Source organism: Sphaerisporangium sp. NPDC005288 (assembly GCF_040607475.1).
GTDB lineage: Bacteria > Actinomycetota > Actinomycetes > Streptosporangiales > Streptosporangiaceae > Sphaerisporangium > Sphaerisporangium rhizosphaerae.
Genome location: NZ_JBEXGT010000010.1, coordinates 54377 through 66764, shown reverse-complemented (window position 1 = coordinate 66764; position 12388 = coordinate 54377). Strand labels below are relative to the sequence as shown.

At 73.4% G+C, this 12388-nt stretch carries 12 protein-coding genes and 1 riboswitch; of the genes, 7 read left to right on the top strand and 5 right to left on the bottom strand.

Going from position 1 to position 12388, the window contains the following annotated elements; genetic code table 11:
* The first annotated feature begins 96 nt into the window (after window positions 1–96).
* On the top strand, window positions 97–1113 hold the full coding sequence (locus ABZU32_RS12140) for an SDR family oxidoreductase (RefSeq protein ID WP_354920746.1): 1017 nt from the start codon (window positions 97–99) through the stop codon (window positions 1111–1113).
* On the opposite strand, the gene ABZU32_RS12135 is transcribed toward ABZU32_RS12140, so the two are convergent.
* Entirely contained in the window at window positions 1110–1637 is a 528-nt protein-coding gene (locus ABZU32_RS12135; protein WP_354920743.1) for a vitamin K epoxide reductase family protein, read from the bottom strand. The two genes, ABZU32_RS12140 and ABZU32_RS12135, sit on opposite strands and share 4 nt — an antisense overlap.
* Window positions 1638–1934: 297 nt before the next feature.
* Here ABZU32_RS12135 and ABZU32_RS12130 point away from each other — a divergent pair, with 297 nt between their 5' ends.
* Entirely contained in the window at window positions 1935–2795 is an 861-nt protein-coding gene (locus ABZU32_RS12130) for a hypothetical protein (RefSeq protein ID WP_354920740.1), read from the top strand.
* Between the two features lie 174 nt (window positions 2796–2969).
* Here ABZU32_RS12130 and ABZU32_RS12125 read toward each other — a convergent pair whose 3' ends face one another.
* Window positions 2970–3554, bottom strand: a complete 585-nt coding sequence (locus ABZU32_RS12125) for a TIGR03086 family metal-binding protein (RefSeq protein WP_354920738.1) — start codon at window positions 3552–3554, stop codon at window positions 2970–2972.
* Window positions 3555–3639: 85 nt separating this feature from the next.
* On the opposite strand from ABZU32_RS12125, the gene ABZU32_RS12120 reads away from it, so the two are divergent.
* The 5 genes from ABZU32_RS12120 to ABZU32_RS12100 all read left to right on the top strand — a co-directional run bounded on the left by ABZU32_RS12120 (window position 3640) and on the right by ABZU32_RS12100 (window position 8421).
* A complete protein-coding gene (locus tag ABZU32_RS12120; RefSeq protein ID WP_354920735.1) occupies window positions 3640–4317 on the top strand; it encodes a TetR/AcrR family transcriptional regulator in 678 nt (225 codons plus the stop codon).
* A gap of 275 nt (window positions 4318–4592) precedes the next feature.
* A riboswitch (cyclic di-AMP (ydaO/yuaA leader) is annotated at window positions 4593–4738 on the top strand.
* Between the two features lie 11 nt (window positions 4739–4749).
* Window positions 4750–5499: a GH25 family lysozyme gene (locus tag ABZU32_RS12115; RefSeq protein ID WP_354920732.1), complete on the top strand. Its 750-nt coding sequence runs from the start codon at window positions 4750–4752 to the stop codon at window positions 5497–5499.
* 81 nt (window positions 5500–5580) lie between these two features.
* Window positions 5581–6513: a Ppx/GppA phosphatase family protein gene (locus tag ABZU32_RS12110; RefSeq protein ID WP_354920729.1), complete on the top strand. Its 933-nt coding sequence runs from the start codon at window positions 5581–5583 to the stop codon at window positions 6511–6513.
* A 159-nt stretch (window positions 6514–6672) separates the two neighbouring features.
* Window positions 6673–7275 (top strand): hypothetical protein, encoded by a 603-nt coding sequence (locus ABZU32_RS12105; RefSeq protein WP_354920726.1) that lies wholly within the window; start codon window positions 6673–6675, stop codon window positions 7273–7275.
* Window positions 7276–7302: 27 nt separating this feature from the next.
* Window positions 7303–8421: a 5-methyltetrahydropteroyltriglutamate--homocysteine S-methyltransferase gene (locus ABZU32_RS12100; RefSeq protein ID WP_354920723.1), complete on the top strand. Its 1119-nt coding sequence runs from the start codon at window positions 7303–7305 to the stop codon at window positions 8419–8421.
* Window positions 8422–8567: 146 nt separating this feature from the next.
* Here ABZU32_RS12100 and ABZU32_RS12095 read toward each other — a convergent pair whose 3' ends face one another.
* The 3 genes from ABZU32_RS12095 to ABZU32_RS12085 all read right to left on the bottom strand — a co-directional run bounded on the left by ABZU32_RS12095 (window position 8568) and on the right by ABZU32_RS12085 (window position 12344).
* Window positions 8568–9374 carry an SDR family oxidoreductase gene (locus ABZU32_RS12095; protein WP_354920721.1) on the bottom strand — a complete coding sequence of 269 codons (807 nt, stop codon included), beginning with the start codon at window positions 9372–9374 and terminating at the stop codon, window positions 8568–8570.
* Window positions 9375–9567: 193 nt separating this feature from the next.
* Entirely contained in the window at window positions 9568–10875 is a 1308-nt protein-coding gene (locus ABZU32_RS12090) for an AAA family ATPase (protein ID WP_354846609.1), read from the bottom strand.
* Window positions 10872–12344 carry a hypothetical protein gene (locus ABZU32_RS12085; protein WP_354920718.1) on the bottom strand — a complete coding sequence of 491 codons (1473 nt, stop codon included), beginning with the start codon at window positions 12342–12344 and terminating at the stop codon, window positions 10872–10874. Before ABZU32_RS12085 ends, ABZU32_RS12090 begins: the two co-directional genes overlap by 4 nt.
* Between the last annotated feature and the right edge of the window lie 44 nt (window positions 12345–12388).

Sequence of the window (12388 nt, the reverse complement as noted above, 5' to 3'; positions counted from 1 at the left end):
TTCGTCGGCTTTGGTGGGGTAGGGGACTCATGCCGGGGGTGCCAGGACTGATCATGACCCCCGGATGACCCGACGACTCGGACGCGGAAGTTCGGCATGACGACACGAGACGGAAGACGCGTCGTGGTGGTGACCGGCGCCAGCGGAGGCATCGGACGGGCGACGGCCCGCCGCTTCGCCGCCAGGGGCGACGCGGTCGCGTTGCTCGCCCGCGGCGCCGACGGACTGGAAGGCGCCGCCCGCGATGTGCGCGAGGCCGGAGGGGCGCCGCTGGCCATCGAGACGGACATGGCGGACCACGACCAGGTCGAGGCGGCGGCCGGCAGGTGCGAGAGCGAACTCGGCCCGATCGACGTCTGGGTGAACGTCGCCTTCTCCTCGGTCTTCGCCCCGTTCACGCAGGTCTCACCGGAGGAGTTCCGCCGGGCGACCGAGGTGACCTACCTCGGGTTCGTGAACGGCACCCGGGCCGCCCTTGAGCGGATGCTCCCCAGGAACAGGGGAGTGGTCGTCCAGGTCGGATCGGCGCTCGCCTACCGGGGCATCCCCCTGCAGTCGGTGTACTGCGGGGCCAAGCACGCCATCCAGGGCTTCAACGAGGCGCTGCGGTGCGAACTGCTGCACGACCGGAGCAAGGTCAAGGTCACGATGGTGCAGATGCCGGCGGTCAACACCCCGCAGTTCGACTGGGTGCTGTCGCGGCTGCCCGGCCATCCGCAGCCGGTGCCGCCGATCTACCAGCCGGAGATCCCCGCCGACGCCATCGTCTACGCCGCCGACCACCCGCGCCGCCGGGAGTACTGGGTCGGGGGGTCGACGGCGGCGACGCTGATCGCCAACGCGGTGGTCCCCGGCGTCCTGGACCGCTATCTGGCCTGGAAGGGCTACTCCTCCCAGCAGACCTCCACGGTGACCCGCCGGTTGCCGCCCAACCTCTGGCGGCCCGCGGACGCGCCCCCGAACACCGATCAGGGGGCGCACGGATCCTTCGACCGCAGGGCCAAGAGCCGCAGCGTCCAGGTGTGGGCCTCCCAGCACCACGCGACCCTGGCCGCGGCCCTGGCGGCGGCCGCCGGTGTCACCGCCCTCGCCTGGCGGGCCGCCCGCCGCTAGTGGGCGGAGCGCTGCGGCTCGTGTCCTCGCAGGGCGGCGGGTAGGGGGAGTCCGCTGTCGCGCAGTTCCCGCACCCGCCGCACGGCCGCTCCGACCTCGCGTGCGACCAGCAGGGCGACGAGCCAGGAGATGCCGGCCGAGGTGAGGCAGAGCGTGCAGAAGGTGCCGGTGAGGATGGGCTGGGCGATCACCAGGCCGACGCCGGTCAGGGCCAGCACGGCGGCCGTCAGGCCGAGCAGCACCACGATCCAGGGCCGGTCGTGCCAGCGCCGCCGTCCGCCCGACAGTTCCAGGACCGCCTCCACCAGATAGGCGGCAGCGCCGAGGGTCGCGTCCGACACCGGGAGCACGCGGGAGACGGCGGAGGTGAGCACCTTGCGGGAGCCGTCCCCGAAGATGGGGTCCCATACGGAGTGCACCACTCCGTACTGGAACAACGCCAGATAGACCGAGATGGCGCACCCGCACAGGGCGAGGGCGGCGACCGGGATTCTGCTGCGGAAAGAACTCGGACCTTCAGGCACGCCGAGGCCCCTACCCGTGCCGGGGCCGGGCAAGCCCCGCGCCTTCCTTCCGGCCGGCGTCCCGTGCGGGGAATGGCGGGAAAGGCACGGAGCTTTCCCGGATGCGCGCGCCGCCACGTCCACGCCGACTCGCGACCGGTCGGCGCGGCGTGATTTCTTGTGCCTGCGACGGTGCCCGCTTCCTTTCCGGAGGAAAACGCTCCACCGGCCGGCGTGGATCCTGGAATTCACCCCTGCGAACCATGTGTCGCCGCCATTAGTCTTGGCGGCCGACAACACGGATTTACAAGGGGTGGTATGTCCAGTAAGCAGATATTCATCAAATTCGCTGTCCTTGGTGTCGCCGTCGCCTCGCCCACGCCGCTCGCCGTGGCCGGCGCCTTCGCCCAGTCCGCCGCAGCTCCCTCTCGCGCCGCCCACGCCCGTCCGGCGGACGTGACCCGGCAGAGCGTCATCGACCGGGCCAAGACCTGGAACCCGGGCACCCCGCAGCGGGTGCCGTACAGCCAGGGCAAGTACCACAACGGCTACCGCACCGACTGCTCCGGCTACGCCTCGATGGCGCTCGGGCTGAGCGCTCCGGGCCTGAACACCGTGGCCCTCGCCTCGCCGGGCGCGAGCAGCCCGATCGCGATGTCCGAACTGCTCACCGGCGACCTGGTCATCGACGCCATCGGCGACAACAACAACCGGCACGTCGTGATCTTCGAGCAGTGGGCGAACCCCGGGCGCACGTCCTACTGGGCCTACGAGCAGCGCGGCGGCTACGGAACCGACCATCGCGTCCTCACCTACGGCCTGCGGCCGGGCAGCGAGTTCCATGCCCGCCGGCCCCGGGTGTTCGGCGGCGGCGGGACCCCCGCTCCCGGAGGCAAGGTCTGGGTCGACACCTTCGCCGACGCGACGGGCTACCGCGAGCCGAACACCGGCGACCCGCAGGGCACGCTCGACAAGGGCACCAACTACGTCTACTGCCGCGTCCGGGGCGCCGAAGTCCGGCACGGGTCCGCGTTCAACCACTGGTGGCTGCGCACCGACCTCGACCGGACGAACCCCGGTAAGAACGGCCGCGGCGCCTACGTTTCCGCCTATTATCTCGCCAAATGGGGCAACGACGAGGCGAAGGACAATAACGGCAGAGATATCCCGAACTGCTGAGCATTCCGTGAACACCGCGTATTCACCGGGTTGACCGGCGGTGTCGCTCGATAACGGAGAGAAGAGGTGGACGGCGGCAGAACGTCCCGCCGGTCGAATGACCGGCGGGACGTTTTCCGTGCCGGCGCCGCCTGCCTCGGGGGGAGGAGGCCGCGCCGTCGGCGGGTTCCCGGGTCAGCGGGTCCACTGCGGGTCGCGGCCGAGGTGGCGCAGCAGCTCGGCGGTGGCGTCGTCGGCCGGGTGCGGGTCGAGGGCGGGGGCGTAGGCGAAGCCGCGCAGCGGCTCGGCGAGGACGCGGGCCACCGGCAGCAGGCGCTCGGACAGCTCGGCGTCCAGAGGCGACGGACGGCCGGTGGCGACCGCGATGTCCCAGGCGTGCACGGCGGCGTCCAGCGCGGCGGCGCCGACGGCGACCTCGGCGGGCAGCGCGCCCTGCGGCAGCGGCGTCGGTACGGCCTCCGCGCCGGGCGCCACGGTGGCGAAGCCCCGTGCCGCGACCTCCAGGGCGCTTTCGAGCAGGTCCTTCGGGTCGCCGGGGGCCTGCGCCGCCGGGTCGAACGGGTTCTCCTCCGGACCGCCGGCACCGGTGATCGCGGCGGCGTAGGCGCGCTGGTCGCCGGCGGCGTGCCGCAGCACCTGCGCCACGTTCCACTGCTCGCACGGGGTCTTGGCGGCCCAGTCGGCCTCGGTGACCCCGGCGGTGGTCGTGCGCAGCGCGTTGTGGGCCTGCTCCAGCAGCGACCAGGACGTGGTGGTCATGCGAAACCTCCGAGTTAGAGCGGAACGGATCGTTCTGTTCAAACTATATCGGAACGGAGCCTTCCGTTCAAGCTAGAATGGGCGCATGGAGCCCACGACAGCAGGCATGAGGGGACGCAAGGCCGAGGCCGCACGCAACGACCGCACGATCCTCGACGCCGCGCGAGCGGTGTTCGTCGCCGACCCCAAAGCGCCGATCTCGGCGGTGGCGCACGAGGCGGGCGTCGGCGTCGGCGCCCTGTACCGGCGCTACGCCGGCAAGGAGGAGCTGCTGCGCACCCTCTGCGAGGACGGCCTGCGCCGGTTCACGGCGATCGCCGAGTCCGCGCTGGCGCGGGACGGCGACGCGTGGGAGGCCTTCACCACGTTCCTGCGCGAGGTCGTCGACTCCGACGTGCACTCGCTGACCGTGCACCTGGCCGGCACGTTCACCCCCACGCGGGAGATGCACGAGCTGGCCGCGCACGCCGGCTCGCTCGCCGGGCGCGTCGTGGACCGGGCCCAGGCCGCCGGCGCGCTACGGCCGGACGTGGTCGCCGAGGACATTCCGATGATCTTCGACCAGATCACGGCGGTCCGTGCCGGCGACGCCGATCGCACCGCCGTGCTGCGCCACCGCTATCTGACCCTGCTGCTGGACGGGCTGCGCGCCGGCGCGCCGGCCACCCCGCTGCCCGCCTCCGCGCCGACCGGCGAGGAGCTCGGACGGCGCTGGCGGCACGCCGAGTCATCCCGCTCCTCGCAGCCCCCGCCCCGCCGCTGACCGGATCCCCGGGTGCGCCCTTGGCCCGCCGGGACCGGGACGCCTGACCGGGTCGTTCTGGCCGGATGCGCTTCCTGGGGGTGATCACGTCGGGGGAAGCCGTGCGTGTCCGCCCGTGTGACGCCGGTGGTGCGTACTTTGTCGCATTTGTGCTCTTTTGATGTGGTATGTACCTTGTTGGACAGCGGTATGCGTGCCGATGGTCCCACGCCGTCGTGCCCGTTGCCGTCCGTTGCCCACATCGCGCGTACCCGGCGGGACGGCGTCCCGCCGCGGGGACACGCCCGCCTCATCCACACCTCGCGGAACCGGGGACCCCCTTCGCGGAGTGAATCGGAACACCGGCCCTCGAAGGGACGGACCCACAGGGCACTTCCGCCCGAACCCATCAGCCGACCCGGTAGGCGCGTGGAAGCAAGGAGCGAGCCCTTCATGCCCATCGACCGGCTTTCCTCGATCTTCTCCCACCTCAAGAACCGGCTGGACCTGTCCGGCGCGCGCCTCTACTCCGCCATGGCGGGGGTGATCGTGGCCGTGCTCGCCATCGTGGCGGCCGTCGTGGTGACCGGTCCGGCGGACGCCGCCCCCAGCAGCGCCTCCTCGGAGCGCCCCTACGGCCAGGACGTGTCCGCCTACGAGTCCGACCACGACTGGAACGCCAGCCAGGCGCAGTTCGGCATCATCAAGGCCACCGAGGGCCTGACCTTCCGCGACTCCGCGTTCGCCCGCCACTGGGCCGAACTCGGCAAGAAGGGCATCGTGCGCGGCGCCTACCACTACGGTCACCCCGGCAACGACCCCATCGCCGAGGCCGACCACTTCCTGTCGGTGGTGGACGCCCAGCCCGCCGAGACCGGCGACCTGCTCGTGCTGGACCTGGAGACCAGCGACGGCCGGTCGGTCGCGCAGGTCAACGCCTGGGCCAAGACCTGGCTGGCCCACGTGAAGGACGAGACCGGCGTCACCCCGCTGTTCTACAGCGGCTGGAACTTCGCCGACACCTACGGCCACGGCCTGGCCGAGTACCCCTTGTGGGTGGCCTACTACGGCAGGGCCAAGGGCGACGTCACCCCGCCCGCCGACTGGAAGAGCTGGGCGATCCACCAGTACACCGACGTCCCCATCGACCAGAACGTCTCCGCGCTGACCACCGGCCAGTTGCGCGCGCTCGGCCGCCCCTGAGCGACGGCGCCTCGGCAGGACCGGCAGGACCGGGAGGACCGGGAGGATCTCCCGGGCGGGCGCGGGTAGTAGCGTCTGCTCATGCGACTCGGCGTTCTCGACATCGGCTCGAACACGGTGCACCTGCTGGTGGTGGACGCCCACAGGGGCGCGCAGCCGCTGCCCGCCTACTCGCACAAGGTCGAGTTGCGGCTGGCCGAGCACCTGCACGACGGTGACGTCCTGTCCCCCGAGGGCGAGCGCGAGCTGCGCCGCTTCGTCGAGGACTCGCTGCGCATCGCCGAGGACAAGGGGGTGGAGGACATCATGGCCTTCGCCACCTCGGCCGTGCGGGAGGCCGCCAACGGCGAGGAGGTCCTGGACCGCCTGCGGGCCGCCACCGAGATCGACGTGCAGGTGCTGTCCGGGCAGGACGAGGCGCGGCTGACGTTCCTGGCGGTGCGGCGCTGGTTCGGCTGGTCCTCCGGGCGGCTGCTGGTCCTGGACATCGGCGGCGGCTCCCTGGAGATCGCCTCCGGCATGGAGGAGGAGCCCGACGTGGCGATCTCGCTCCCGCTGGGCGCCGGGCGGATGACCCGCCAGTGGTTCACCGGCGCCCCGCCCCCCGCCGAGGAGGTGCGCGGCATGCGCCGGCAGGTGCGCGCGCAGATCGGCAGGGTGGTGGGCGATGTGGTGAAGTACGGGCACGCCGACCACGCGGTCGCCACGTCCAAGACCTTCAAGCAGCTCGCGCGCATCGCCGGCGCCGCCCCCTCCAGCGAGGGGTCCTATGTGAAGCGGGTGCTGCGCCAGGATGACCTCTCCCACTGGACCGGGCGCCTGGCCACGATGGACAACGCCCAGCGGTCCGGCCTGCCGGGCGTCTCCGCCGGTCGAGCCCCGCAACTGCTCGCCGGGGCGATCGTGGCCGACGCGACGATGGACCTGTTCGAGGTCCCCGAGGTGGAGATCTGCCCGTGGGCCCTGCGCGAAGGGGTGATCCTGCGCCGCCTGGACACCATGCCCGGCGCCTGAGGTCCGCGATCACGGCCGCCGGGGTCACCGTGCCCGGCGGTGTGCGCGATCGCTCCGCGCACACGGGAGAATCGATACGTCCACCTGCGTGATGAAACGTGTGACCATGTCCGTCCCGGGCACGGTGTCCACCGCGGCGGCACAAAAGGAGGAACGGCGATGATGGCGCTCATCGGAGCGGTCTACACGCTGCTGGTCGTCCTGGCGCTGATGGGACTCGCTCTGGTGCTGATCGCCGTGATGGGGCTGATCTCGCTGGCGCTGCTGGCCTCGACCACCAGCCCCGAGCCCGAGCTCGGCGCCGACGGCCGCCCGGTCCCCCGCACCCCGGCCGCCGCCCCCGAGCCGTCCGAGACCCCCGAGCCGTCCAAGGCTCCCCGGCCCTCCGAGATCCCTGCGCCCTCCGAGGCTCCCACGCCGTCCGACGCCGCTCCCAGGCCGTCGAAGGTCTCTGAGCCGTCCAAGGCTCCCCGGCCCTCCGGGACTCCTGAGCCGTCCGAGGCTCCGAGGCCGTCCGAGGCTCCTGAGCCGCCCGCCCGCGGTCCGGTGCCCGGCGTCCCCGGGCGCGGCGCCGGGGGAGGGGGGACGACGCCGGACGCCGGAGCAGGCAAGACGGTGAGGGAGGGCGGGCAGCGGCTGTCGTGGCCGTTCGGGATGCCCCGGCCGGGATGGGTGCCGCACGGAGTGGCCTACGCGCGCGACGCATGGCTTTATCCGCTCCGTCGCTACGGCGAAACCGCTCAAAAGCTGATAGGACGGTAGTCGCGCTAGATCATCTGGAGGATCGCCATGCGGACAAGACCCCCATTCCGCGCCGACCATGTCGGCAGCCTGCTCCGTCCCGCCGCCCTGCTGGAGGCGCGCGAGGCCTTCGCCACCGGCGCCATCCCCGCCGAGCGGCTCAGAGAGGTCGAGGACGAGGCGATCCGCGAGGTGGTGCGGGCCCAGGAGGAGGTGGGCCTGCGCTCGGCGACCGACGGCGAGTTCCGCCGGGCGTCCTGGCACATGGACTTCATCTACCGGCTCGGCGGCATCGGCCAGGCCGCCGACGAGCGCATCAACGTGCAGTTCCGCAACGAGCAGGGAGTCATCGAGTTCGCCCCCGCCGCGCTGCGCGTCCACGACCGGGTGCGCCTGGACGAGACGATCTTCGGCGACGACTTCGCGTTCCTGCGCGAGCAGGCGACCACGGCCACCCCCAAGCTGACCATCCCCTCGCCCAACATGGTCCACTACCGCGGCGGGCGCGCCTCCGTCGACCCGGCGGTGTACGGCGACATGGAGGCGTTCTGGAGCGACCTCAGCGCCGCCTACGCCGAGGAGGTCCGCCGGCTGGCCGCGCTCGGCTGCACCTACCTGCAGTTCGACGACACCAGCCTCGCCTACCTCAACGACCCCTCGCAGCGCGCCGAGATCGCCGAGCGCGGGGACGACGCCGAGCACCTGCACCTGCGGTACATCAAGCAGATCAACGACGCCCTCGCCGGCAAGCCCGAAGGGCTGTCGGTCACCACGCACATGTGCCGCGGCAACTTCCGCTCCTCGTGGGTGGCCTCGGGCGGCTACGACTTCGTGGCCGAAGCCCTGTTCGGCGAGCTGGCCGTGGACGGCTTCTTCCTGGAGTTCGACGACGAGCGCTCGGGCGGGTTCGAGCCGCTGCGGTTCGTGCCCAAGGGCAAGGCGGTGGTCCTCGGCCTGGTCACCACCAAGCGCGGCGCGCTTGAGTCCAAGGACGACCTGAAGCGGCGGGTCGAGGAGGCGGCCAAGTACATCGACGCCGACCAGCTCTGCCTGTCGCCGCAGTGCGGGTTCTCCTCGACGGTGGAGGGCAACTCCCTGACCCGGGAGGAGCAGTTCGCCAAGCTCCGCCTGATCGTCGAGACCGCCGAGGAGATCTGGGGCTCCTGACCGCCCCCGCGGCCGCGAACGGCCGGCGCCCGCGACGGACGCCGGCCGCGTCTCCCACCGCCCTGGCCCGCCGCGTGTGCCCGCCGCGTGTGCCGGCGGCCCGCGTCGGCGGCCCGCGTCGGCCGCCCGCCGGGACGGCGGGGAGGTCACAGCTCCTTGAGGAAGCCGCCGTCCACCGCGAAGTCGGCGCCGGTGGTGCTCGCCGAGCGCGGGGAGGCCAGCAGCGCCACCATGTCGGCGACCTCCCGCGGCTCGACGAGCCGGCCGGTGACCAGCTTCATCATCTGCGGCGCGACGGTGTCCATCACGGTGTCGCGGTCGGTGCCGGCCTGCGCGGCGATGATGTCGGCCGCGCCGCCCTCCTCGGTCCACCAGGCGGTGCGCACCGGCCCGGGGGAGACGGTGTTCACCCGGACGCCCCGCGGGCCGTACTCCTCCGACAACGCCTTGGTCAGCGTGTTGAGCCCCGCCTTGGCCGCGTTGTAGTCCACGTTCATCGGCGCCGGCTGGCGGGCGCCGCCGGAGGAGACGGTGACGATCGCGCCGCCGCCCCGGGCGACCAGATGCGGGATCGCCGCCCGGATGGCCCTGACCGCCGCGAACAGGTTGAACTCGAACATCTCCCGCCAGTCGGCGTCGGTCGGCCCCTCGAAGGAGAAGCGCGGCAGGCGGGCGCCGGGGGGCGGGCCGCCGGCGTTGTTGACCAGGATGTCCAGGCCGCCGAACCGCTCGACGGCATGGGCGACCACCTGCGCGGGGGCGCCGGGGTCCATCAGGTCGGCCGCGACGTGCGCGAGGCGGGGCCCGGCCAGCTCCTCCAGCTCCGGGCCGCTCTTGCGGGAGGTGGCAACGACGCGCGCCCCCTCCTCCAGCAGGACGCGGACGACCGCCAGGCCGATCCCCTTGGAGGCGCCGGTGACGACGGCGACCTTGCCGGAAAGCTGCAGATCCACGATGAGATTCCCTTCGTCGGTGTGACGCCCACGAAGGTAGTTCGAACGCCCGTGCGAGGACCGGCGGCGATCGGCCCTGTCATGCGAGCGGCTTCCGGACCTCGCGTTCGCGCCGGCGGCGGCGGGCACCAGCGCGCCGCCCGCCCACGCAGGTCCGCCCGCCCACGCAGGTCCGCCCGCCCACGCAGGTCCGTCAGCGGAGCGGGGCCGCCTCCACCCGGTGCTTCGACAGGTGGGCGAGCACGGCCTGGTTGGCCTCCCAGCCGTCGGGGAACTTCACCGGCACGTTGAGCTGCACCGTCTCGGCGGAGGGATGGGCGTCCAGCAGTTCGGGGATGCCCGCGCGGGCCACGACGACGCACGCGTGCCGGTGCCGCGAGGTCAGCACGCACAGCCGTCCGGACTCCAGATGGAAGGCGGTGGCGTCCCTGCGTCCCGACAACGGGTGCAGGATGATCGTGACGTCGTACTCGCGGCCCTGCAGCCGGTTGGCGGTGTCCACGGTGACGCCCTCGGGCAGGCCCGCCGCCTGGATCGCCGCCACCTGGTCGCGGTGCGCGGCGCCGACGGCGACCCGGTCGGCGGTCACCGGTCGCTCGCCGCGCTCGGAGAAGGCGACCGGCGCGCGTTGCAGCAGCCGGGTGGCCAGCACGGCCACCGCCTGGACGGCCTCGGCGTCGGTGCGCACCGTGTGCCGGCTCGGCAGCTCGTACAGCGCCCACCCCGACCGCGCCGCCTCCTCCAGAGCGTGGTCGTAGGCGGTGCGCATGCCGTCGGCGGTGTACGCCAGCCGCCGTTCGCCGGGCGCGGTGCCCGCCCGGAATCCGGTGAACGGGTAGAACGCCTCCGACACCACCGGCGCCGCCGAGGCGGGCAGCCGCCAGGACACCGGCAGCCGGTGCACCGGCAGGTCCGGGTTGTGCCGCAGCAGCACCGCCACCGCGCTCTGCAACGGGTCCCAGGACAGCCCGGCCCAGCGCTCGCCGTCCACGACCGAGAACGGGTCGAGCTGGCCGGGGTCGCCGACGAACAGCGCCCGCTCGAACAGCCCGGCGACGCGCAGCAGCTTGTCCGAGCGCATCTGGTAGGCCTCGTCCACGATCGCCCACGGCCAGGTGCGCCCGCCCGCCCAGGCCCACTTGTCCGCCGTGGCGACCACGACGGCCGGGTCGCCGAGGTCGGGCAGTTTGGTGCCGATGGCCGCCTTGCCCTCGACGCGCCGCGGCACGGCGTAGTCGGCGGCGGACAATCTGCCGACGGACAGGCCCGGGTGCTCCTCGGCCAGCCGGACGATCAGGTCGTCCACCTGCTCGTTGGTCTGCGCGACGATCATCAGGGGGTCGCCGGTGGCGGCCAGGTGGCCCGCCGCGCGCACCACCAGGGTGGACTTGCCGGCGCCGGGCGGGGAGTCGACGACCACGCCGCGGTGCCGGGGCAGGTCGGCCAGGACCGCGTCCACGACCTGCGCGGCCTCCTGCGCGGGCGGCTTCGCCGTGCTCATGACCATTCCTCGTCGGGTTCCTCATCGGAGGGCGGCTCGTACTCGGGCGGGGGACCGCCGTGCGTCCACGGGGTCTCCTCGGGCGGGGGCAGGGCGGCGGGCGGCTGGAAGTCGTCCAGGAGGGCGGCGTAGCACACCCGTTCGCCGACGCCGGGCACCGCGCCGGGCGTCGCGGCCATGCCCCGCCCCATTCCCTTGACGATCTTCAGCGTGACGTGCTCGCCGTCGATCGCGACCAGCTCGGCCTGCTGGCCGCGCCGCTCGGGCGTGCCGAGCCGCGTGCCGGGGGCCAGGCGCACCGGGTCGGTGGTGCGCACGGTGACCAGCGGCCGGAGCTTGCGCCCCCGCCCCTCGCCCTCGGTGCGCTCAGGGTCGGCGTGGGCGACCGTGCCGGTGAAGGCCTCGCCGGTCAGCCGGTACCCCGCCATGACCAGCGGGTCGTCGTAGGCGCGCTGGGCGTCGTAGGAGGCCTGGGCCCGCTCCATGCGGGCCAGCCGCGAGGCGGCGCCGACGGCCCCGTCGCGTCTGGGCTGCGGCGGGGCGCCCTCGGCGAGCTGGGCGGCGAAGGAGGTGAACGCCGCCCGGTCGGCCTCCCAGCGGCCCGCGCAGCCCGGCCCTGCGGGCAGCGCCGCGAGCAGGCCGACGGCCCGCCACATCAGCCGCCAGGTCGGCTCGAGCTGGGAGCGCACCGCCTCGCGCACCCGGGCCTCGGCGTGCTCGGTGCGGGTCTCCTCGTAGGCGCGGATGGCCGGGGCGAGCACCTCGGCGTCGAAGCCGGGGTCGCTGGCGGGGCCCGCGGGCGGCCAGATCAGCGGGTCCTCCGCCTGCCTGGCGGCGGCCGCGCCGGTCATGCCGGGCGGCGGGTCGATCCAGCCGATCAGCGAGGCGAGGTTGGCGTCCTCCAAGGCGCTCTGCCCGGTCGCCCAGTGCAGCGACAGCGCCTCGGTGGCCGCCGGCATCAGCGACGAGCCGGGGTGGCGGCCGCGCTGGGCCAGGAAGGTGAGCCACCGTCCGAGCAGCGGCACCGACGCGTGGACGGCGTAGGGCCCCTCGGCGCGGCGGAAGCGGGTCGAGCGGCCGAGCAACTGCACGAACGCCGCCGCGCCCCGGTTGGGGACGATGAGCTGCGGGGCGTCGACGCACCGCTCGTAGGGCTCGGCGCCGCGCCGCTCCACCGTCTCGGTGTCCTTCTGCAGGCTCTCGATGTAGGGGAGCAGGAGTTCGGCCAGCTCGGCGGCGAAGGCGAACCGCAGGTCGCGGTCGCGGGGCTGCGGCACCACCAGCAGCCGCGGGTGGGCGGGGTCGGTGCCGGCCATCACGGCCAGCGGCGCCGCCGCCTCGCCCGCCAGCCGCAGTGGGATGAGCACCATGGGACGCTCGGACAGGTGGACGTGGCGCACGGTGGCCAGCCGCTGCGCCGTCCCGTCGCGCAGCGCCCGCAGCCGTGCCAGGGCCGCCAGTGTGCTCACCGGGTCTCCGCCCGGCCGGTCACCGAGCCGCCCTTGGGAGCGGG